The 22087-nt window shown below is 72.2% G+C and carries 21 protein-coding genes and 1 tRNA gene; 19 read left to right on the top strand and 3 right to left on the bottom strand.

Annotated elements, in window-relative coordinates:
- Positions 1-29: 29 nt before the first annotated feature.
- The 5 genes from AB0D53_RS19675 to AB0D53_RS19655 all read left to right on the top strand — a co-directional run bounded on the left by AB0D53_RS19675 (position 30) and on the right by AB0D53_RS19655 (position 4098).
- Positions 30-188, top strand: coding sequence for a DUF3311 domain-containing protein (locus tag AB0D53_RS19675; RefSeq protein ID WP_124723383.1), 159 nt, complete (start codon positions 30-32; stop codon positions 186-188).
- A complete protein-coding gene (locus AB0D53_RS19670) occupies positions 185-1720 on the top strand; it encodes a sodium:solute symporter family protein (RefSeq protein WP_362447999.1) in 1536 nt (511 codons plus the stop codon). The genes AB0D53_RS19675 and AB0D53_RS19670 overlap by 4 nt, the downstream gene beginning before the upstream one ends.
- Before the next feature lie 163 nt (positions 1721-1883).
- Entirely contained in the window at positions 1884-2216 is a 333-nt protein-coding gene (locus tag AB0D53_RS19665) for a DUF6412 domain-containing protein (RefSeq protein WP_329820913.1), read from the top strand.
- Between the two features lie 114 nt (positions 2217-2330).
- Positions 2331-3101 (top strand): YidC/Oxa1 family membrane protein insertase, encoded by a 771-nt coding sequence (locus AB0D53_RS19660; protein ID WP_362447996.1) that lies wholly within the window; start codon positions 2331-2333, stop codon positions 3099-3101.
- Positions 3102-3237: 136 nt separating this feature from the next.
- Entirely contained in the window at positions 3238-4098 is an 861-nt protein-coding gene (locus tag AB0D53_RS19655; protein WP_362447993.1) for a fumarylacetoacetate hydrolase family protein, read from the top strand.
- A gap of 67 nt (positions 4099-4165) precedes the next feature.
- Here AB0D53_RS19655 and AB0D53_RS19650 read toward each other — a convergent pair whose 3' ends face one another.
- Both AB0D53_RS19650 and AB0D53_RS19645 read right to left on the bottom strand, forming a co-directional pair.
- Positions 4166-4645: a heme-degrading domain-containing protein gene (locus AB0D53_RS19650; RefSeq protein WP_329820910.1), complete on the bottom strand. Its 480-nt coding sequence runs from the start codon at positions 4643-4645 to the stop codon at positions 4166-4168.
- Complete coding sequence (locus AB0D53_RS19645) at positions 4642-5871, bottom strand: Gfo/Idh/MocA family oxidoreductase (RefSeq protein WP_362447989.1); 1230 nt, start codon at positions 5869-5871, stop codon at positions 4642-4644. Before AB0D53_RS19645 ends, AB0D53_RS19650 begins: the two co-directional genes overlap by 4 nt.
- A 56-nt stretch (positions 5872-5927) precedes the next feature.
- Here AB0D53_RS19645 and AB0D53_RS19640 point away from each other — a divergent pair, with 56 nt between their 5' ends.
- The 13 genes from AB0D53_RS19640 to AB0D53_RS19580 all read left to right on the top strand — a co-directional run bounded on the left by AB0D53_RS19640 (position 5928) and on the right by AB0D53_RS19580 (position 19369).
- Entirely contained in the window at positions 5928-7043 is a 1116-nt protein-coding gene (locus AB0D53_RS19640; RefSeq protein WP_362447986.1) for an ROK family transcriptional regulator, read from the top strand.
- 409 nt (positions 7044-7452) lie between these two features.
- Positions 7453-8667: a hypothetical protein gene (locus tag AB0D53_RS19635; protein WP_362447983.1), complete on the top strand. Its 1215-nt coding sequence runs from the start codon at positions 7453-7455 to the stop codon at positions 8665-8667.
- Positions 8668-8749: 82 nt separating this feature from the next.
- Positions 8750-9520 carry a GntR family transcriptional regulator gene (locus AB0D53_RS19630; RefSeq protein ID WP_362447980.1) on the top strand — a complete coding sequence of 257 codons (771 nt, stop codon included), beginning with the start codon at positions 8750-8752 and terminating at the stop codon, positions 9518-9520.
- 172 nt (positions 9521-9692) lie between these two features.
- On the top strand, positions 9693-10817 hold the full coding sequence (locus tag AB0D53_RS19625) for a TIGR03364 family FAD-dependent oxidoreductase (protein ID WP_362447977.1): 1125 nt from the start codon (positions 9693-9695) through the stop codon (positions 10815-10817).
- The gene (locus AB0D53_RS19620; protein ID WP_362447974.1) at positions 10814-11521 is read left to right on the top strand and encodes a phosphonatase-like hydrolase; all 708 of its coding nucleotides are present in this window, start codon (positions 10814-10816) and stop codon (positions 11519-11521) included. Before AB0D53_RS19625 ends, AB0D53_RS19620 begins: the two co-directional genes overlap by 4 nt.
- Positions 11518-12618, top strand: coding sequence for an ABC transporter ATP-binding protein (locus AB0D53_RS19615; RefSeq protein WP_362447971.1), 1101 nt, complete (start codon positions 11518-11520; stop codon positions 12616-12618). The genes AB0D53_RS19620 and AB0D53_RS19615 overlap by 4 nt, the downstream gene beginning before the upstream one ends.
- The gene (locus tag AB0D53_RS19610; RefSeq protein WP_362447968.1) at positions 12611-13552 is read left to right on the top strand and encodes a 2-aminoethylphosphonate ABC transporter permease subunit; all 942 of its coding nucleotides are present in this window, start codon (positions 12611-12613) and stop codon (positions 13550-13552) included. Before AB0D53_RS19615 ends, AB0D53_RS19610 begins: the two co-directional genes overlap by 8 nt.
- On the top strand, positions 13539-14336 hold the full coding sequence (locus AB0D53_RS19605) for an ABC transporter permease (protein WP_362447965.1): 798 nt from the start codon (positions 13539-13541) through the stop codon (positions 14334-14336). The genes AB0D53_RS19610 and AB0D53_RS19605 overlap by 14 nt, the downstream gene beginning before the upstream one ends.
- A 64-nt stretch (positions 14337-14400) precedes the next feature.
- Entirely contained in the window at positions 14401-15462 is a 1062-nt protein-coding gene (locus tag AB0D53_RS19600; RefSeq protein WP_362447961.1) for a 2-aminoethylphosphonate ABC transporter substrate-binding protein, read from the top strand.
- Positions 15463-15613: 151 nt separating this feature from the next.
- Entirely contained in the window at positions 15614-17101 is a 1488-nt protein-coding gene (locus AB0D53_RS19595; RefSeq protein ID WP_362448245.1) for an alkaline phosphatase family protein, read from the top strand.
- 110 nt (positions 17102-17211) lie between these two features.
- Positions 17212-18000: an HAD-IIA family hydrolase gene (locus AB0D53_RS19590; RefSeq protein ID WP_362447958.1), complete on the top strand. Its 789-nt coding sequence runs from the start codon at positions 17212-17214 to the stop codon at positions 17998-18000.
- A gap of 126 nt (positions 18001-18126) precedes the next feature.
- On the top strand, positions 18127-18687 hold the full coding sequence (locus tag AB0D53_RS19585) for a hypothetical protein (protein ID WP_362447955.1): 561 nt from the start codon (positions 18127-18129) through the stop codon (positions 18685-18687).
- 1 nt (position 18688) lies between these two features.
- Positions 18689-19369, top strand: a complete 681-nt coding sequence (locus AB0D53_RS19580) for a class F sortase (protein ID WP_362447952.1) — start codon at positions 18689-18691, stop codon at positions 19367-19369.
- A 1114-nt stretch (positions 19370-20483) separates the two neighbouring features.
- On the opposite strand, the gene AB0D53_RS19575 is transcribed toward AB0D53_RS19580, so the two are convergent.
- Positions 20484-20557 (bottom strand) — tRNA-Lys (locus AB0D53_RS19575).
- 183 nt (positions 20558-20740) lie between these two features.
- Here AB0D53_RS19575 and AB0D53_RS19570 point away from each other — a divergent pair.
- The gene (locus tag AB0D53_RS19570; RefSeq protein WP_362447949.1) at positions 20741-22063 is read left to right on the top strand and encodes a peptidoglycan-binding protein; all 1323 of its coding nucleotides are present in this window, start codon (positions 20741-20743) and stop codon (positions 22061-22063) included.
- Positions 22064-22087: the final 24 nt, after the last annotated feature.

Below are 22087 nucleotides of genomic sequence, written 5' to 3'. Positions count from 1 at the left end.
TGCTCAGACGACGTCCGCAGTTGTTGTGGTTGCTGGTCCCCTACGTGCTGTACCTGGGGGTGCTGCCGCTCGTGAACCGGGTCCACCCGGTGATTCTCGGGCTGCCGTTCCTCTTCGTGTGGCTGCTCGGCGCGACCCTGCTGACCCCCGTCGCCGTATGGCTGACCCGCCGGGGGGACCGCCGGTGAACGCCACGGTCGCCACCTCCGTCTTCGCGGTCTTCATGGTCGCCACCGTCGCCCTCGGGCTGCTCGCGACGCGCGGGCGGCGGAAGGGCGACGGCGAGGGCGGCGGGCTCGCCGAATGGTCCGTGGGCGGACGCAGCCTCGGGACGGTGTTCATCTGGGTGCTGATGGCCGGCGAGGGCTACACCAGCTTCAGCTACCTGGGCGCCGCGGGATGGGGCTACAACTACGGGGCGCCGGTGCTCTACGTGGTGGCGTACATGTCCTGCGGATACGCCATCGGCTACGTCGTCGGACCGATGCTCTGGGCGTACGCGCGCAAGCACGGGCTCGTCGGGATCACCGACATGGTGGCGCACCGCTTCGGGCGGCCCTGGCTCGGCGCGCTCGTCGCCGTCCTCGCGACCGTCTTCCTGCTGCCGTACATCCAGCTCCAGATCACCGGCATGGGCGTCGTCGTCTCGACCATCTCCTACGGTGCCATCAGCCTGAACCAGGCCTATTTCATAGCCTTCGCCGTCACCACCGGATTCGTCGTCGTGAGCGGGCTGCGGGGCAGCGCGTGGGTGTCCGTGCTCAAGGACGTCCTCGTGATCGCCACACTCGGCTTCCTCGCCCTCTACGTACCGATGCACTACTTCGACGGGTACGGGCCCTTCCTCGACCGGCTCGTCACCGAGAAGAGCGAGTGGCTGACCTTCCCCGGGCACGGGAACAGCGGGCTCGGACAGGCCTGGTTCATCACCACCTCGTTCCTCAACTCGCTCACCGTGGTGATCTTCCCGACGACCGTCGCGGGCTACCTCGGCGCGAAGAACGCCGACGTGCTGCGCCGCAACGCGATGCTGCTGCCCGCCTACAACGTGCTGCTCTTCGTGCCGATGCTGCTCGGCATGGCGGCCCTCTTCGTCGTGCCCGGGCTCGTCGGCGCCGAGTCCAACCTGGCGCTCTTCCAGCTCGTCGTGGACTCGCTGCCGGCCTGGGCGGTCGGTGTCATCGGCGTCGCGGCGGCACTCTCCTCGATCGTGCCGATGGCCGTCTTCATGCTGGTGATCGGCACGATGTGGGGACGCAGCGTGCTCTCGCTCGTACCGCGCTGGGAACGGCGGCAGAAGGGCGCGGCGCAGGTGGTCGTGGTGGCCGCGGGCGTGATCGCGCTGGTGCTCACGTACACCGCGCCGAACACCCTGGTGCGGCTCTCCCTCATTTCGTACGAGGGAATGGCGCAGCTGCTCCCCATGGTGCTGCTGGGGCTGCTGTGGCGGCGGCTGACCCTGCTCGGGGCGATGAGCGGTCTGGTCGTCGGCGTGGGGGTGGTGTGCGGGTTCGTGTTCACGGAGAACGACCCGGTGTGGGGGGTGAACGCGGGCATCGTGGCGCTCGGCGCCAACCTCGCCGTCGCCCTGGCGGTGACGTACGCGGGGCCGCGCGAGCGCGACGACCGGCCGGACGACGAGGTGCTCGCCCGGGACGAGATCGGGGCCCCGCGGCAGGAGGCGGAACCCGGCGGCGCTCCCGCGGGAGCCGGGCACTGAACGGCATCGGAGGGCCGGTGCTCCGGGACCGGCCGGCATCGGACGGGCCGGTGCGCCGGCCCCATCGTGTATAACGGCTGGAGAGCATAAGGCGCGCGTCTGTGCGAACGGCACGGGCGCGCTCGGCCGACCGGCCGCGAAGCGGGGAAGAGGGGAGGGGCCGATGCACGGCGACACGAGCCGTCTGCGCGGCGGCCTCGCCCGGCTGCTCCGCCCCGCCGGACTGCTGCTCTTCCTCGTCACCGAAGTCCTCCTCGCCGAGGGCGGCAGTCTCTCCGCCGCGGTCGCGCTCGCCGCGACCGCCGCCGCCGGCTCCGCGCTCGCCGTCGCCTCGGTCATCAGCGCCCGCTGTGCCGTCCCGGTGCCCCGCACCCGGGTCCGCACCGCCATCCGCGACCGGGAGAAACGCACCGCGTTCCTGCCCCAACGGGACCCGGACGCCAAGGGGCGCAGGCGCCCCCGAGCGCCCGGCCGTGCCCTTCCGACGGCCGCGTAGGGGCTCGCAGCAGCAGTAGCCACCCCCGGTAGGTGCGCCATGGGCGCCCCGCGCGGTTCGTCATGCCGAGTCCGTTCTTCTCCCGGCACGACGAGACCCCCGGAGGGCTCACCCATGTCCGTCTTCATGTCCGCGTTCGCAGGCCTGGTCGGCGCGCTGGCCGACGCGCTGCACCCGCTCTTCCAGACCGCGTCCACCGCAGCCGCCATCGTGCTGTTCACCGCACTCGTACGGCTCGCCGTGCACCCCCTGTCGCGGGCCGCGGCGCGGGGACAGAAGGCCCGCACCAGGCTCCAGCCGCAGATCGCCGAACTGCGCAAGAAGCACGGCAAGAACCCCGAGCGCATGCAGAAGGCGCTCATGGAGCTGCACAAGGAGGAGAAGGTCTCGCCGCTCTCGGGCTGCCTGCCCAGCCTGTTGCAGATGCCCGCCTTCTTCCTGCTGTACCACCTCTTCTCCAGCCAGAAGATCGGCGGCGACCCCAACGCGCTCCTGGGCCACCAGCTCTTCGACGCCCCGCTCGGCGAGCGCTGGCACGACGCCCTCGCGCACGGCGGGCTGTTCGGCGCGCAGGGCATGGTCTACCTCGGCCTGTTCGCGATCGTCGCCGCCGTGGCCACGTTCAACTACCGGCGGACGAAGCGACAGATGGCCGCCAACCCCGTCACCCCGGCCGCGGGCCCCGACGGACAGCCGGTGCCCGGCATGGGCGCGATGACCAAGCTGATGCCGCTGATGTCCTTCGCCACCCTCTTCACCGTGTCCGTCGTACCGCTCGCCGCCGCTCTGTACGTCGTCACCAGCACCACCTGGACCGCGGTCGAGCGGGCCGTGCTCTACCGCGACATGCCGGCCGCCGGGACCGCCATGGCCGCCGCGGCGTGATCGGAGCGGCGAGTGCGCCGGTCCAGTGTGTGAACAGGGTCTTGCGGAGTGATCGGACGTCTTGGACGATCGGACAAGCCTGCGATGGCCGCCACCCATCCGACGGGCCCGATCACGACCAAGGGGAGACAGACCGTTGAAGCTGCTTCGTGTGGGTACGGCAGGTGCGGAACGACCGGCGCTGCTGGACGAGAACGGAACCCTGCGCGACCTGTCGGGAGTCGTCCCCGACATCGACAGCGCCCTGCTCGCCGACGAGTCGGCGCTCGCCCGGGTACGGGCCGCCGCGGCCGCGCCCGGCGAGCTGCCCGAGCTCGACGCCGAGGGGCTGAGGGTCGGGCCGCCGCTCGCCCGGATCGGCAAGATCGTGTGCATCGGGCTGAACTACCACGACCACGCCACCGAGACCGGCGCGGCGATACCGACCGAGCCGATCCTCTTCTTCAAGGCGCCGGACACCGTCGTCGGACCCGACGACACGGTGCTGGTGCCGCGCGGCAGCGTCAAGACCGACTGGGAGGTCGAGCTCGCCGTCGTCATCGGGCGCACCGCCCGCTACCTGGAATCCGCCGAGGAGGGGCTCGCGCACGTCGCCGGATACGCGACCGCGCACGACGTCTCCGAGCGCGAGTTCCAGATCGAGCGCGGGGGCACCTGGGACAAGGGCAAGAACTGCGAGACGTTCAACCCGCTGGGGCCGTGGCTGGTGACGGCGGACGAGATCGCCGACCCGCAGGCGCTGCCGCTGAAGCTCTGGGTCAACGGTGAGCTGAAGCAGGACGGTACGACGGCAGACCAGATCTTCCCGGTGGGCGAAGTGGTCCGGTACCTGAGCCACTTCATGACGCTGTACCCGGGCGATGTGATCAACACCGGGACGCCGGCCGGGGTCGCCCTGGGGCAGCCCGAGCCCAAGCCGTATCTGCGGGCGGGTGACGTCGTGGAGCTGGAGATCGCCGGGCTGGGGCGGCAGCGGCAGGAGCTCAAGGACGCGTAGCGGGCTGCGCGGGGCGGGGCGGTTGCCGGGTGTCCTCGGTGGCCCGCCCCGCCCCGCGTGTCTTTCCCTACGCGTCGAGCGTCGTCGCGAACTGCTCCAGCGCCTCGACCACCATGGCGTGGTCCTCCGCCTGGGGCAGGCCCGAGACCGTGACCGAGCCGATGACGCCCGCGCCCTCGACCGCGATGGGGAACGAGCCGCCGTGCGCGGCGTAGTCGCCCGGGTTCAGGCGCGAGGAGGCGTCGAAGGTCGTCCCTTTCGCCCGGAAGCGCGTTCCGACCAGGTACGAGCTCTCGCCGTACCGTTCCACGACCTTGCGCTTGCGGTCGATCCAGGCGTCGTTGTCCGCGCTCGATCCGGGCAGCGCGGCATGGAACATCTGCTGTGCGCCGCGGCGGATGTCGATCGAGACCGGGGCGTGCCGTTTCCGGGCCATCGAGACCAGCAGGTCGCCGAGCGCGTACGCGTCGTCGTAGCTGAAGTGCGGCAGCGTCAGCCGGCGTTCCTGGGCGATGAGCTCGGAAATGGTCGGAGCGTTGGGGCTCATTCGGGCTGCTCCTCTGTATCGGCGGAGGCGGGGGAGGGGGCAGAGACGGAGTCGGAGGCAGGGCCGGAGTCGGAGTCGGGGTCGGAGTCGGATTCTGGATCGGCGGGGTCGGAGAGCTTCACGGTGACGCCCTCGCGGGCCGAGCGGCGGGCCGCTTCCAGGACATCCAGGGCCGCGGCCGCCTGAAGCGCGTTCACCGGATTTTCACCCTTTCCGCGCAGCGCGTCGGCGACCGCCGCGTAGTACGCGGGATAGTCGCCCGGCAGCGTCCGGACCGGGATGCCGCCCCCGGTCAGCGGGGACTCGCCCGAGCCGATCCGGCCCCACAGCTCCTCGGGCTCCTCGCCCCACGGCCGGTCCGCAGCCGGGCGCACGCCCGCGCGGAGGTCGGCCTCCTGCGGGTCGAGGCCGTACTTCACATAGCCGGCGGTCTGCCCGAGCACCCGGAAGCGCGGGCCGCGCTGGGCCGTCGTGGCACTGACGTACAGATGCGAACGTACCCCGTTCACATGGGTGATCGCGAGGAACGTGTCGTCGTCGGCGGCGGCCCCGGGGCGGCGCACATCGGACTCCGCGTACACCAGCGCCGCCGGCCCGAACAGGGTGAGCGCCTGGTCGACGACATGACTGCCCAGGTCGTACAGCAGCCCGCCGATCTCCTGCGGGTCGCCCGACTCGCGCCAGCCGCCCTTCGGCTGCGGGCGCCACCGCTCGAAGCGGGACTCGAAGCGCTGTACCTCGCCCAGTTCGCCGTCCGCGAGCAGACGGGCGAGAGTACGGAAGTCGTTGTCCCAGCGGCGGTTCTGGAAGACCGAGAGCAGCAGACCGCGCTCCTCGGCCAGGGCCGCGAGCCCACGCGCCTCGGCCGCCGTACCGGCGATCGGCTTGTCCACCACGACCGGCAGACCGGCCTCCAGCGCGGCGGTCGCGATCGGGACATGGGTCCTGTTCGGCGAGGCGATCACGATCAGATCGAGGGCGTCGGGGCCGTCCGCACGCTCCCACAGCTCCTGCGGCGACGCGGCGAACCGCACGTCGGGGAACTCGGCGCGGGCCTGCGCCCGCCGCTCCTCGTCCGAGGTGACGACCGTGTCGAGGACGAGACCGTCGGTCGCCGCGATCAGCGGGGCATGGAAGACGGAACCCGCCAGGCCGTAGCCGACGAGTCCGACGCGCAGGGGGGCCTCGGACGGTCCGGGCGTCTCGTGAGTCGCGTTGCCAGTCATGCCTGCCACTTAAGCAACGCTGTTGCCATAGTGCAAGCGACAGGGACAATGGGACGGTGAACAGGAGCAACAGCGGCGCGAACCTGCCGACGCTGCGCAGCCACAACGCCGCGCTGGTGCTGGATCTGCTGCGGGCGGCGGGCGGGGCCGGCATCAGCAGGCTCGAACTCGCCGAGCGCACGGGGCTCACGCCCCAGGCCGTCAGCAAGATCACCGCCCGGCTGCGGGCCGAGGGCCTGGTCGCCGAGGCGGGCCACCGGGCGTCCACCGGGGGCAAGCCGCGCACCGTGCTGCGGCTGGTTCCGGACGCCGGGTACGCGGTCGGCCTGCATCTGGACCGCGACGAGCTGACGGTGGTGCTCGTCGACCTGTCCGGCGCGGTCGCCGCGAGCCGCACCGCCCCGCTGGACCTCGGCGCCCCGGCGGACGAGGTGCTGGCGGCGGCCGCGGACGCGGTGACGGCGGTACGGGGCGGGGGCGCGGGGCCGGGGGGCCGGCAGGTGCTCGGGGTCGGCGTCGCGGTGCCGGGCCCGCTCGACCACCGGGGCGGGGTGCTGCACCGCGTCACCGGGTTTCCGCAGTGGGACGGCTATCCGTTGCGCGACGCGCTCGCCGTGCGGACCGGGCTGCCCGTCGTCGTCGACAAGGACACCAACGCCGCCGCCCTCGGGCTCGCCCTGCGGGAGGCGGGCGGCGGCGACTTCGCGTATCTGCACCTCGGGACCGGGCTCGGTGCCGGGCTGGTCCTCGGCGGGGCGCTGCACCGCGGGGCCCGTACCGGGGCCGGTGAGTTCGGGCACCAGACGGTCCAGCTGGACGGGCCGGTCTGCGGCTGCGGGGCGCGCGGCTGCATCGAGGCGCTCTGTCTGGCCGCGGTCGCCCGGGGGGATGCCGCGGAGGCCGCCCGGGTGCTGGGGACCGGCGCCGCCAATCTCGTCGGGCTGCTCGACATCGACCGGGTGGTGCTCGGCGGCCGTACGGTGGCGGCCGATCCCGAGGCCTACGTACGGGGTGTCCGCGCCGTGATCGACGAGCGCGCCGGGCGGGGCGGTGCCGACGCGCCGGTGCCGGTCGTCGTCGCGGGGGGCGGGGACCGGCCGGTCGCGGAGGGGGCCGCCCAGCTGGTCCTGGCCCCGCTGTTCGGGCGGGCCGGCGACACGGGCGGGCGCTGAGCCGGAGGCGCCGGCGCCGGACCGGGCGAACGGAGGGCCGGGGCCCGTCCGGCGGACCGGGGCCGGACAGCCCCTGGGCCGGACGGGCGGAATCCGGCGGCCGGCCGGGCGGCCCCCCGGCATGTCGGCGCCGGCCGCCTCGCGCGTGCGTGGCAGGGTCGCGGCCCAGAAACCGGTGAACTCCGGCGTACGGGGTGAGCCGGCCGTCTCGCGAGCAGCGAAGGTGATCCCCCCGATGCCCCCCGTCCCCGGCGCCACTCCTGCCCCGCCCCCGCCCGGCACGCCTTCCGGTTCCGCCCCATCGGCCGGGCCCACCGCACCGGCCGACTCCGGGCCGGGCCGCGCTCTCGGTTCGATGCCCGGCAGCACCGGCGTCCCCGTCCCCGTCTCCGGACCCACCGCGAGGCCCATGACCACGTCGGGCCCGGCATTCTTCCCCGACGCCAGCCCCACCTCCGTCCCCGTGACCGTGGCCGCGTCCATCCCGGTCCTCACCGCCCCCGCGCATCCTCCTTCGTCCTCGCCCTCGTCCTCGTCCTCGCCGCCCCCCGGGCGGACCCGGCACGGACTGGCGCTCGGGCTGGTCGCGGCGAGCGTGGTCCTCGGCGGCACATCCGTCGCACCCGCCTCCGCCGCGTCCTCGGCCACCCCGCTCTCTTCGCCCGGCTCCACGACCGCCGACCAGCCGCCCGCCTGCGGTGATCCGGCGGCGAAGGACTTCCCGATCAGCACCCGCATCCACGGCGGCCCGGACACCTACGCGTCCGGCGGCGGCTACGGAACCTGGTACCTGGACCTGACCAACACCACCACCGAGCCGTGCCGGGCCGTCCACCCGGTGCTCGTCCTCCTCGACGAGGACCACAAGCTGACCTCCGACCAGATCCAGCTGAAGTTCTCCGAGCAGGCAAGCCCCGGTACGGAGCACCGCGTCACCTGGGAGACCACCGACCAGGACGAGCACATCGGCGTCTTCGGCGGCGAGGACGGCGACTCCTTCGGTGGTTTCACCGTCCCGGCGGGCCGCACCGTCACCGTCCAGGTCCGGATGGCGTTCACCTCCGACACCAGCCCCGGCCGGATCACCGCCAACGCCGCCATCGTCCAGCGGCAGCACGTGGCGGGCGGCACGGCCGGCAAGGCGGGCAGGGATGACGGGGCCTGGGTCGGGGAGTCCGACGAGTACCCCTTCACCGTCGTCGATGCGAGCGACGGAGACGGGACCGAGACCGACGAGATCACAGGGATCGACGGGATCGACGGGACCGACGGGATCACAGGGATCGACGGGACCGACGGGACCGACGGGACCGACGGGATCACAGGGATCGACGAGACCGACGGGACCGACGAGACGGCCGGGACCGGTGAAGCCGCCGGGACCGATGAAACCGCTGAGACCGGTGGGACGGCCGGCACCGGGGAGGTCGGCGGAACCGGAGACGCCCCGCGCGAGGACCATCCGGTCGTACCCGGCCGGACCCCGGCACCGAGCGATCGCCCGGAGCTGGCCGCGACCGGCTCGGGCAGCGCCCCCGCGGCCGGTCTCACCGTCGCCGGGTTCCTGATCGGCGGCGGGGCGATGGTGATCACGGCACGGCGGTCGCGCCGCGCACGCCCCTGAACCTCCCCCGACCGTGCCCCGAACCGCCCTTTCCCCGCCCGGACGTTCACAGCTGTTCATGTCCGTCTGCCACCATCGGGCCGTGGACTACCCGCACGACCAGGCACCTGGCGCACCCATCCGTTCCGGCATCCCGGAGCACGGCCGTATTCCCAAGTACTACGCCGTCAAGGCTCATGTCTCGGTGCTCATAGAGGAGTTGGGCGAGGGCGGCATGCTGCCCACCGAACGCGATCTCGCCGAGCGCTACGAGGTCTCGCGCGAGACGGTGCGCCAGGCGCTGCGCGAACTCCTGCTGGAGGGGCGGCTCGCCCGCCAGGGGCGCGGCACCGTCGTGGCGGGCCCCAAACTGGAGCAGCCGCTCTCGCTGGCGAGCTATACCGAAGGCGTACGCCGCCAGGGCCGCACCCCGGGCCGTCACCTCATCGGCCTGGAGCGGTTCCCCTGCCCCGGGGCGCTCGCCGCGGACATCGGGGTGGAGCGCGGCGAGCCGGTCTGGCACCTGGAGCGTGTGCTGCTCGCCGACGACGACCGGGTCGGGCTGGAGAGCACGTACGTCTCCGTCGCCCGCGTACCGGACCTGGACACCGGGTTCGACCCCGACTCGTCCTTCTACGCCTACCTCCGCGACCGGCTCGGGATCCCCTTCGGTGACGCCGACGAGCGGATCGAGACGGTGCTCGCGACACCGCGCGAGGCACTGCTCATCGGTACGCCGCCCGCGCTGCCCATGCTGCTGATCCACCGCATCTCGCGCGACACGGCCGGAAAGCCGCTGGAGCGCGTACGGACCCTCTACCGCGGCGACCGCTTCTCCTTCACCGCGCACCTGGGCCCGCAGGACGGCCGCTGAACAACGGTCCCGCACGCACGACCACCCCGCACGCACGACGACGACCGCCCCGCGGATCGACTCATCACGATAACGAGAACGTAACGGGTCTAGGCCAAGTTTGAGGCCCAGTTCACCTTCCCGTTGCCGTACCGATCCGTCCGGGTCACCCGCCCCGAGGAGCGTAGCCGTCGTGAGAGTCATCGTCGTAGGAGCCGGCGTGGTGGGAACCATGCACGCCTGGCACGCAGTCAACCGCGGCCACGAGGTCGTACAGATCGAGCGCGAGAGCGAGGCGCGCGGGGCATCGCTCCGCAATTTCGGACAGATATGGGTCAGCGGCCGGGCCGGTGGCGAGGAGCTGGAGACGGCGCTGCGCGCCCGTGAGCTGTGGGAGGGCATCGGGGCGCAGGTCCCGGGCCTCGGCTTCCGGGCCTGCGGCTCGCTCACCCCGCTCCGTACCGAGCTGGAGACCGCCGTCGCCGAGGCGGCCGTCGCCCGGCCCGACGCGGCGGCCCGCGGCTACAAGCTGCTCACCGCGGGCGAGGCCCGCGCGGTCAACCCCGCGCTGCGCGGGGAGTTCACCGCCGCCCTGTGGTGCGAGCGGGACGCAGCGGTCGAGCCGCGCACCGCGCAGCTCGTGCTGAAGCAGGAGCTGTTGAAGTCCGGCCGGTACACCTTCCTCGGCGGACGCGAGGTCCGCGAAGTGGTGGGCACCGCCTCCGTCCGCGACGACCACGGCGATGTGCACACCGGTGACGCCGTGATCCTGGCCACCGGTGCCTGGCTCGGCGGTCTCGTCCGCGAACTGGCCGGGCCCGATCTGCCGGTGCGCCGCGTCCGCCTCCAGATGATGCAGACCGACCCGCTCGGCGAGCCGCTCACCACCTCCGTCGCCGACGCGGACAGCTTCCGCTACTACCCGGCGTACCGGAGCCAGGCGCTGGACGCCCTCAACGACGGTCAGGCCCAGGCGCCCACCGCGGCGGCTCACAGGATGCAGCTGCTGATGGTGCAGCGCCGGGACGGCGGACTGACCATCGGCGACACCCACGAGTACGAGCACCCCTTCTCCTTCGACACCGTCGAGGAGCCGTACGAGCACCTCGCCGGGGTCGTCGAGTCCTTCCTCGGCCGCCCGCTGCCGAGGATCCGCCACCGCTGGGCCGGGGTCTACGCCCAGTGCACCGACACCGGCCGGGTCGTCCACCGCCAGCAGGTACGGGACGGCGTCTGGCTGGTCACCGGACCGGGCGGCCGGGGCATGACCTGCTCGCCCGCCATCGCCGAAACGACCGCCAACGAACTGGGCTGGTGAAGAAGTTGAGCAACACCGACAAGCTGAACCTGATCGTCCTCGACATGGCCGGCACCACCGTCGCCGACGGCGGCCTCGTCGAGCAGGCGTTCTCCGCCGCCGCCGACCGCCTCGGCGTCGAGCCCGGCTCCGCCGACCACGCCGAGAAGCTCGGCTATGTGCGCGCCACCATGGGCGAGTCCAAGATCTCCGTCTTCCGGCACCTCTTCGGTGACGAGGACCGGGCCCAGCAGGCCAACACCGCCTTCGAGCAGGCGTACGGGGAACTGGTCGACGGCGGCCGCATCGCCCCGGTCCCCGGCGCCCGCGAGGCCATCGAGCGGCTCAAGGGCGAGGGCCGGACCGTGGTCCTGTCCACCGGCTTCGCCCGGACCACCCAGGACGCGATCCTGGCCGCGCTCGGCTGGCAGGACCTGGTCGCCCTGACCCTCTGCCCGGCCGACGCGGGCGGCCGCGGCCGCCCCTATCCGGACATGGTCCTCGCCGCCTTCCTGCGCACCGGCGCCGTCGACGGCGTCCAGCAGACCGTGGTCGCGGGCGACACCTCGTACGACATGCTCAGCGGCGTGCGCTCCGGCGCCGGGATCGTCGCGGGCGTGCTCACCGGCGCCCACGACAAGGACCAGCTGACCCGCAACGGCGCCACGCATGTGCTCGGCTCGGTCGCCGAGCTCCCGGACCTGATCGCGCGGGCCGAGGCATGACCGGCGGGGAGCGGTCCGTCCGCAGCGGAATCAGGTTCGACCGGGTCAGCGTCGAGTACGGCGGCAACACCGTCCTCGACCGGCTCGATCTGACGGTCGAACCCGGCGAGGTCATGGCCCTGCTCGGCCCCTCGGGCTCGGGCAAGACCACCGCCCTGCGCGCCGTCGCCGGATTCGTCCGGCCCGCCTCGGGCCGGGTGTACCTCGGTGACCGCGACGTCACCGGGCTGCCGCCGCACAAGCGCGGCATCGGCATGGTCGTCCAGCAGTACGCCCTCTTCCCGCACATGCGGGTCCAGGACAACGTCGCCTTCGGGCTCAAGGCCCGCAAGGCCGCGAAGGACGGGATTCCCGAACGGGTCGCCGAGGCCCTCGACATGGTCGGCATGGCCACCTATGCCAAGCGCTACCCGCGCGAGCTCTCCGGCGGCCAGCAGCAGCGCGTCGCCATCGCCCGCGCGCTCGCCATCCGGCCCGGCGTCCTGCTGCTCGACGAACCGCTCTCCGCCCTCGACGCCCAGCTCCGCTCCGGAATGCTCGCCGAACTGGCGCGGCTGCACCGGGAGTTGCCGGACGTCTCCATCCTGTACGTCACCCACGACCAGGTCGAGGCGCTCACCCTCGCCGACCGGATCGCGGTCATGGACCGGGCGAGGCTCCAGGACTGCGGCACCCCGCAGGACCTGTACCGCCGCCCGCGCACCGAGTTCACCGCCTCGTTCGTCGGCAACGCGAACCTGCTGCCGGTCACCGTCGCCGACGGCGCCGACACCGTCGACTTCGCCGGCCGGGCACTCGGCGTACCGACCGGCGAGGTCTCCCGGGGCGCCACCGCCACCCTGTGCGTCCGGCCCCACCTGGTCGGGCTCGGCGACGGACCCAACGCGCTCAGCGGCACCATCGCCGAGGTCCAGTGGCGCGGCTCCACCCACCGGCTGTACGTCGACGTCGACGGCCACCGGGTCAAGGCGGACCTGCGGGAGCTGCGCGAGACCCCGGCGCTCGGCGACCGGGTCACGCTGCACTTCGCGGCCGAGGACGCGGTGCTGCTGCCCGCGGGCGCGGCGCCGGGAGCAGGGGGAGGAGCCGATGGCTAGCACCGCACAGCCCGTCGCACCGGTCATCGGCGGCTCGACGGCCCCGCGCCGGCACATCGGCGGGGGCGAGCAGCCGGACCAGACCGGACCGCGGACCCCGGCCCGCGAGGCCCGCCGCGTGCCCGCCTTCGTCTGGGCGCTGCCGCCCGTCGCCGTCCTCGCGCTCGTCTTCCTCTACCCGCTGGCCCTCGTCGTCCAGCAGTCCTTCAGCCCGGACGAGGGCGGCACCTCGATCGCCCCGTACGGCGAGGTGTTCGCCTCGGAGTCGTTCCGCTCGGCGCTGACCACCACGGTCTGGCTGGCGGTCGGCGCCACGGTGGGATGCCTGGTGCTGGGCTTCGTCCTGGCCATGATCATCGCGTTCGTACCGTTCCCCGGCGGCCGGGCGGTCGCCAAGTTCATCGACGTCTTCCTCTCCTTCCCGTCGTTCCTGATCACGCTCGCCCTGCTGTTCATCTACGGCAACGTCGGCATGGCCAACGGCGTCTGGACGGACCTCACGGGGGCGTCCAGTGGCCCCTTCGACTTCCTCACCACCCCGTGGGGCGTGCTGCTCGCCGAGATCACCTACTTCACCCCCTTCGTGATGCGCCCGCTGCTCGCCGCGTTCTCGCAGCTCGACAGCGCACAGCTGGAGGTGGCGTCCTCGCTGGGCGCGGGGCCGGCCCGGATCGTGCGGCGGGTGATCCTCCCCGAGGCGCTTCCCGCGCTCGCCGCGGGCGGCAGCCTCGTCCTCGTGATGTGCCTCAACGAGTTCGGCATCGTGCTGTTCACCGGCGCGAAGGGCGTCACGACCCTGCCGATGCTCGTCTACAGCAAGGCGATCCTGGAGTCCGACTACCCGGCGGCCTGTGTCGTCGCCGTCGTCAACATCGCGATCTCCGTCGGCCTCTACACCCTGTATCGGATGGTGAGCCGCCGTGTTGGTGCATAGCCGTACGGGGAAATGGGCCACCTGGGCCGTGTTCTTCGTGCTCTTCGTCCCGCTGTTCGCGGTGCCGCTGCTGGTCGTCCTCGCCGCCTCGTTCACCACCAACTGGTCCGGCGCCTTCCCCTCCGGGCCGACCGCCGAGCACTACGCGGCGGCGACCGGCGGCGACTCGCTCCAGGCGCTGACCACCAGCCTGATCACGGCCGTCAGCGCCAGCCTGCTCGCCCTGACCATCGGGTCCTGGGCCGCGCTGGCCGCCGCCTCGATGCGCAGGCGCGGCAGGAGATTCCTCGACGCGCTGTTCATGCTGCCGGTCGCCGTGCCGTCGGTGGTCGTCGGGCTCGCCGTGCTCGTCGCGTTCAGCAAGCCGCCGATGCTGCTGAACGGGACGCGCTGGATCGTGATCCTGGCGCACACCATTCTTGTCACGGCGTTCGCCTATTCGTCGGTTTCGGCGGCAATAGTGCGTCTCGACCCGATGTACGAGCAGGCGGCGGCCAGCCTGGGCGCCCGCCCCGGTTACGTCCTGTGGCGCATCAAGCTGCCGCTCCTGCTGCCGTCCCTCACGGCGGCCGCAGGGCTCTGCTTCGCGCTGTCCATGGGCGAGCTGAGCGCCACGATGATGCTCTACCCGCCGGACTGGACACCGCTCCCGGTGCAGATCTTCGCGGCCACCGACCGTGGCTCGCTCTTCACCGGAGCGGCCGTCGCCGTGGTCCTGATGGGAACGACGCTGCTCGTGCTGCTCGGCGTCTCCCGGATCCGCACCAGGGCCTCGTACCGCTGATCCGCCGACATCCCCGCAACGACTCCGGCCGGCTTCCGGCCGACATCCAGGAGATACGACTGCCATGCGCAAGAACCACCTCAAGCCCATAGCCGCCGTCACCGGCTGCCTCGCCCTCGCCGCCACCCTCTCCGCCTGCGGCGGCTCCTCGGCCGCCTCCGACGAGAAGGTCGTCACCGTCTACAGCGCCGACGGCCTCAAGGGCGAGAACGGCGACGGCTGGTACGACAAGGTGTTCAAGGACTTCGAGAAAAAGACCGGCATCAAGGTCAAGTACGTGGAGGGCGGCTCCGGCGAGATGGTGCAGCGCGCCGTCCGCGAGAAGTCCAACACCCAGGCGGACGTCCTGGTCACCCTGCCGCCGTTCATCCAGCAGGCCGACAGCAAGGGCCTCCTCGCCGCGTACGCCCCGGCCGGCTCCGACCAGGTCGACGGCGCGGACAAGGCCGCCGACTCCAAGTGGACCTCGGTCGTCAACAACTACTTCGGCTTCATCTACAACAAGAAGGAACTGAAGTCGGCGCCCACCACCTGGGAGGAGCTGCTCGACGGGAAGTTCAAGAACAAGATCCAGTACTCCACCCCCGGAGTCGCCGGTGACGGCACGGCCGTACTCATCAAGGCCATGCACGACTTCGGCGGCAAGGAGCCGGCGATGGCGTACCTGAAGAAGCTCCAGGCCAACAACGTCGGCCCGTCCGCCTCCACCGGCAAGCTGGCCCCCAAGGTCGACAAGGGCGAGCTGCTCGCCGCCAACGGCGACGTCCAGATGAACTTCGCCCAGTCCAAGGACATGCCGAACCTCGGCATCTGGTTCCCCGCGAAGCAGGGCGGCAAGTCCACCACCTTCGCCCTGCCGTACGCGGCCGGCCTGGTGAACAAGGCCCCGCACAGCGCCAACGGCAAGAAGCTGCTCGACTTCATGCTCTCCGAGCAGGCCCAGAAGGACGTCAGCGCGGTCGGCGGCGGCTTCTCCGCCCGCAAGGACGTCAAGGGCACCGACGCCAACGCCATCGAGCTCTCCAAGCTGATGGACGGGGTTGAGGTCTTCGCACCCGACTGGTCGGACATCGGCACCAACCTGGACGACTACGTCGGCGCCTGGAAGTCGGCCACCGGCAGCTGAGCGTTGCCGGGGGATTCACGGCAGGGGTATGGACCTCCGGCGGATCATCGCGAAAAGATAACGGGTCTAGTCCCGCGTTCAACTCCTCGCCCCCGGGCGGGGAGTTGAACGCGTGCCCCCACGCCTCGACGGAGGACCCGTGACCACAGGCATGTCCCGCCGCGCTCTCCTCATGAGCGCCGCCGCCCTCGCCACCGCCGCAGGACCGCTCGCCGCGGCCACCACCGCCCGGGCCGCGGCCCGTACCCCCAAGGTCCTGGTCATCGGCCTGGACGGTGCCCTGCTGAACCGGATCAAGGACGCGGACGCGCCGCATCTCGACGCCCTGATGTCCGCCGGACTCACCTCGGTCAGCCCGCTCTACGCCGACCCGATGGCGCCGACCCTCTCCGGCCCCGGCTGGTCCACGATCATCACCGGCGTCTGGCCCGACAAGCACCGCGTCAAGGACAACGCCTTCACCGGCAACGCCTTCGCGCAGTACCCCGACTTCCTCACCCGGATCGAGACCGCGAAGCCGGGGCTGTCCACGTACGCCGTCGCCTCCTGGAACCCCGTCACCGACACGATCTTCTCCGCGAAGGTCGACACCCGGGTCTCCACCCCGGACGCCGAGTACGACACCGGCACCACCAGCAGGGCCGTCGCCGAACTGGCCGGCGGCGACCGGGACGCGGTCTTCGTCCACCTCGACAACGTCGACCACGCCGGACACAGCCACGGCGCCGCGAGCAAGGAGTACCTGGACGCCATCCACGGCGTGGACGCCCAGGTCGGGCAACTGGTCGCCGCGGTACGGGGCCGGGCCACCCACGGCTCCGAGGACTGGCTCATCATGATCACCGCCGACCACGGGCACACCGACGCGGGCGGCCACGGCGGCTCCAGCGCGGCCGAACGGCAGACCTTCCTCATCGCGAGCGGCGGCTCCGCCACCCCGGGCTCCACCCGCCACGACATCAGGATGCCGGACGTCGCCGCCTCCGCCCTCGCCCACCTCGGCATAGCCGTCGACCCGGCCTGGGGCCTCGACGGCCGGCCGTTCCAGCAGCCCGTTCCCGACGCCTTCGACGCGCTCCGCCCGCAGCTGGCGACCCGCGTCGACGAGACGGGAACCGGCGCCGCCGTCATCGGCTTCACCCACACCCCGCCGCCCGGCTGGTCGATCGACAACAGCGCGATGGGTACCGGCGGGGTCACCGAATGGCGCGGCTGGACCTTCACCACCGACGAGTTCTGGACATCCGCCGAGCGCGGCCAGTGGCGCGAGACCAACGTCCGGGCCCGGAACGTCTTCGCGGTCGCCGACGGCGACGAATGGAGCGACAAGAGCTTCACCGGCACCTTCGACTCCACCCTGATCGGCCCCGCCCGGCCGGTCACCGGCGGCCGCACCGCCACCCTCGCCTACACCACCCACTACCGCCAGGAAGCCCCGCAGAAGGGCGAGGTGCTCGTCTCCTACGACGGGGGCACCCCGGCCGTCGTGAAGACGTACACCTCCGACACCGTCGCGAAGACCGAATCACTCACCCTCCAGGTCCCCGCCGGAGCCACCACCGCACAGGTCCGCTTCCGCTACACCGGCGGAAACAACTGGTTCTGGGTGATCGACGGAGTGACACTCACGCCCGCCTGATCCAGCCGTTCCGGCAGGTCGAACGGACGGCCTAAAATCGGGGGCGTCGGCGCTGCACAACGCGGTGCCGCCGGCGTCCCCGCACACGGCGTACGGCAGGAGTCCCGCACATGGCAGAGCGCAAGCCGATCTCATCCTGGCTCACCGACATGGACGGAGTCCTGATCCACGAGGGGACACCGATCCCCGGGGCGGACGCCTTCATCAAGCGGTTGCGTGACTCGGGACTGCCCTTCCTGGTCCTCACCAACAACTCCATCTACACCGCCCGCGACCTGCACGCCCGGCTGAAGCGCATGGGCCTGGACGTGCCCGTGGAGAACATCTGGACCTCCGCCCTGGCCACCGCCCAGTTCCTGGACGACCAGCGGCCCGGCGGCACGGCGTACGTCATCGGTGAGGCCGGCCTCACCACCGCCCTGCACGACATCGGCTACGTCCTCACCGACCACGAGCCCGACTACGTGGTCCTCGGCGAGACCCGGACCTACAGCTTCGAGGCGCTCACCAAGGCGATCCGGCTGATCAACGGCGGCGCCCGCTTCATCTGCACCAACCCCGACGAGACCGGCCCGTCCGCCGAGGGCCCGCTGCCCGCCACCGGTTCCGTCGCCGCCCTCATCACCAAGGCCACCGGCAAGGCCCCGTACTTCGCGGGCAAGCCCAACCCGCTGATGATGCGCACCGGGCTCAACGCGATCGGCGCCCACTCCGAGTCCAGCGCTATGATCGGCGACCGGATGGACACCGATGTGCTGGCCGGTCTTGAGGCGGGAATGCAGACCTTCCTGGTCCTCACCGGGCTCACCACGGTCGCCGACATCGACAAGTACCCCTTCCGGCCGTCCACGGTCGTCGACTCGATCGCCGATCTGGTCGGTCTCGTCGACGCGGGCTGAGCCGGGCGGGACACGGTTCCCGCAGGGCGGGGGAGGGCCCCGGGCGGATGCCCGGGGCCCTTTCTCCGCGCTCCTGCGGATGCGAAAACCGCCCGGAGGCGTGAACCTTCACTGAGGAGGTTCACGATGCGTTCCACAACCCTCACGTTCTGTGCCGCCGCGGTCGTCGTGGCGACCCTGGTGCCGGCCTCGGCCGCACTGGCCGAATCCGACCCCGGGTCCGCCCAGGAGAAAGGCAGTGCCTCCCTCACGGCGTCCCCCTCCTCGGTCACCCCGGGCGGTGAGATGGATCTGCGGCTGGAGGGCTGCAAGGGCCGCGAGGCCACCGGTGCGTCCGATGCCTTCGTGTCCGAGGCGCGCTTCTCGCCAGCCGCGGACGGGGGCCTCTTCGCCGAGGCCACGATCAGCTCGGACGCCTCCCCGGGCGACCACGACGTCCGGATCGACTGCAAGGACGGCAAGGGCGCCGGGGCCGCCGGCAAGGTCACCGTCATCGACCGCGGCCGGGCCACCCCGCTCGCCCCGGTCGCCGCGGGCGGCGGCGGCACAGCCCTGTTCGCCGGCCGGGACGCCCGGCAGGAGGGACCCGGCACCGTGCACGCGGTGATCGGACTGGCCCTGGCGGCCGTCGCGGCCGTCTCCGTGGCGTTCCGCAGCGCGCGCCGCCGCCGTCCGGCCTCGGACTGACGTGTCCGCCCCGGACAGCCCCGCGGGGCACGGCAGGCTGCTCGCCGGAGTGGTCTGGGCCGTCCTGCTGCTGGGCCTGTGGCTCTGGGGTCGCGGGATCACCGACGGCTCCGGCGCCAGCTCCGCCCCGACCACCGGCGACGTCGCAGCGGTGGGCCGCCCCGTCGGTGTACCGCTGCCCCCGCCGCACGCCCCGATCAAGGGGGCTGTGCCGGAGCGGGTCGAGATCCCGTCGATCGGCGTCGAGGCCCCCGTGGTCTCCCGCGGCCTGGACAAGGACGGGGCGATCGAGCCGCCCCCGTTCGACACGCCGCAGACCGTCGGCTGGTACGGCGGCGGCACCGAGCCCGGCGCGAAGGGCCCCGCCCTTCTCGTCGGCCACGTCGACACCGAGACCAGGCAGGCCGTCTTCTACGGGCTGAGCGCGGCCCGCCCCGGCGCCAAGGTCGAGATCACCCGCGTCGACGGCACCGTCGCCGAGTTCACCGTCGACGACGTCCAGGTCTTCACCCGGGCCCGCTTCGACGCCCACAAGGCGTACGGCCCCCGCAAGGACGGCCGGGCGGAACTCCGCCTGATCACCTGTGGCGGCACCTTCGACCGGGCGTCGCAGTCGTACGAGGCGAATGTGGTCGTCTCCGCCTATCTGACCGGTGAGAAGCCCGCGGGTGGCCGCGTCTGAGATGTCACGACGGTAAGGGTGCGGCAGCGCACCGGCGCCCGCACCGGGGTGGACGTACGGCGGTCACGACGGCCGCGGCGAGCATGCGGACGAGCGCGGGGTGGACGGCCGCAGTGACCGCGGCGGGGGCGGCTGCGCCGCCCGCGGGCAGCGCCTCGGACCCTGACATCGGCCCCGTCCCTGCGGCGACGGCAAGGACACGGCGAGCAGCCCGCACCGGGCCGGCCCGGACGGCAACGAGTCCGGACGGCAACGCGTCCGGACGGACCGCCGCATGCACCCGGAGACGGCGACATCTTCGGCTTCGGGACCACGCGGGCCGGTACGGACCTCGGCGGGCGGCTCTCCGCGAAGATCGGCGGCAAGCCGTTCGTCGATGTGCCGACCCGAGGACACCGGCGCCCGGTTGCCCGGTGCCGCGACCGCGATCCCGCTCGTCGGCCCGCCGTCCGCTTCGGGCCCGGCGCCACCGGCCACCGGCCGTCGGCCGGCGTCCGTGGCACGGGTGACCGCACGGGGCCGGACCGGCTTCGCGGAGACGGCCACCGTCCCCCGCGCGGAGCGCCGATCCGCCTGAGGGCCGATACCGGCACCGGGTCGCCGGTGCCGACGCACGTCGGGGCGCCGTGGCGGTCGTCCGCTCCGATGCGGAACGTCGCCCCTCCGGCTGCCCGCTGCCCTTCGGCGCCAGTTCCCGAGCGGGGCCCATCCCCCGTCGCGGACAACCGGAGTTCCCCGCCGTAGCCCCAACTGCACGGTCCGTCAGCCTGGTTGGAGCTGGTGATCCCCGGACGGGCTGTCCGGCCCGGACCCGATCACGAGGGCGGAGGGAGTGGGGCACCGGTCGTACGTGCGATGTGCTGCCCCCTTGTGGAGGCGGCGCGTGGAGGCGTATGAGAACGGCCCTTGCGTCGCTGAGTGACCGGTTGGTGACTGTATGGCAGCTCTGCGACGACTGTGCGACGTCTGTGCGGGTAGTGGTTCAAGGTGGCGCCGTGGAGGGCGTCGAGGGGCGCAGGCCCGGCGCGGGGCTTCGGTGCGGGAGGCTCCTGCGTGGAAGGTTCGCGAACGAGCAAAGCCCCCTCACGCGTGGTGAGGGGGCTTTGACTCTGCGTGCGCCGCCAGGGACTCGAACCCCGGACCCGCTGATTAAGAGTCAGCTGCTCTAACCAACTGAGCTAGCGGCGCCTGCTGACCTGGAGAACTCTACCCGAAGCCGGGGGTGCTCCTGACCATTTACCGTCCATCGCGGCCTGTCGGATGGTCGTTTTTTCTCTTCTGTCCGTCAAAATGCGATATGTCAGGAGAGTTGAGACACTGACGCCCGTGCAGATGCGCCCAAAGATCTTGACGAGTGCGGAGGGGAATCGCATGACTGTGCCGGCTTTCGAGGAGTACGTGCCCGCCATCGACTGCATCTGTGCGGGGTGCGCCGCGCAGCGGCGCACCGCCGCCGGCGCACCGCCCGTGCGCCACGGAGGTCATCCGGCCGCACACGGCGCGCGCCGCGCCCTGGTGCTGGCCACCGCGGCCGGAGTGGTGCTGGGCTCCGGCGTCACCGAGGCGGTGGGTGCGACGGGCGACCAGGCGGCCCGGGCGGCCGGAGCCGCCCGGACGGACCCGGACGGGGACAGTCCGCAGGGCGGGCCCGGACCGCTGCGCGGCGGCGGCGCCGCGGGGCCGCCGTCGTCCACGACGACCACGCCGAAACTGCGCAGGAGCAGCCGGGCCGACATCATCAACCGCGCGAAGAAGTGGGTGTCGGCCGAGGTCCCGTACAGCATGGTCAAGTACTGGTCCGACGGATACCGGCAGGACTGCTCCGGCTTCGTGTCGATGGCCTGGAACCTTCCCGGCAACGAGTGGACCGGCAGCCTCGCCGCGTTCGGGACGCGGATCGCACGGGATGAGCTCCAGCCCGGCGACATCCTGCTCTTCCACAACCCGGCCAACCCCTCGAAGGGCTCGCACGTCACGATCTTCGGTGGCTGGACCGACTACACGCACACCCACTACACGGCGTACGAGCAGACGAAGCCGCACACCCGCAAGAAGAAGACGCCCATGGCGTACTGGACCAACTCCGGCAACTACGTCGCCTACCGCTACAAGGGCCTGAGCGGCGGCAGCGCCGGCAGCGGTTCCTCGGCGGCGGGGTTCCCGGGCACCGCGAAGTTCGGCCCCGGCGCCAGCAACAAGTACGTCACCCAGCTCGGCACGATGCTCATGGACCGGGGCGGCAAGCGCTTCTACACGGTCGGCCCCGGTCCGGGCTGGGGCGACGCCGACCGGCGCGCGACCCAGGCCTTCCAGAAGGCCCAGGGCTGGAAGGGCAAGGAGGCGGACGGCATCCCCGGCCCCGACACCTGGCGACTGCTGGCCGACGGAACCGGCCGCGACATCCCCGGCGCCGGGGGCGGGGGAACGGGGGCCGGCCACGGCGACTCGAACCCGGATGCGAAGTTCCCCGGGCGGGGCCATTTCCGGCCCGGACAGTCCAACAGCCATGTCGACAGGCTCGGCAAGCAGTTGGTGAAGAAGGGATTCGGCACGTACTACACGTCGGGACCCGGGCCCCGGTGGACCGAGGCGGACCGGCGCAATGTCGAGGCCTTCCAACGGGCTCAGGGCTGGCGGGGCGGAGCGGCCGACGGCTACCCCGGTCCGGAGACCTGGCGCCGGCTCTTCGGGTGACACGACGGACATGACGGAGGCGGG

This window comes from Streptomyces sp. NPDC048295, from assembly GCF_040652135.1.
GTDB lineage: Bacteria > Actinomycetota > Actinomycetes > Streptomycetales > Streptomycetaceae > Streptomyces.
Note: the sequence above shows the minus strand (reverse complement) of the source record. Positions and strands in the feature narration are given on the sequence as shown.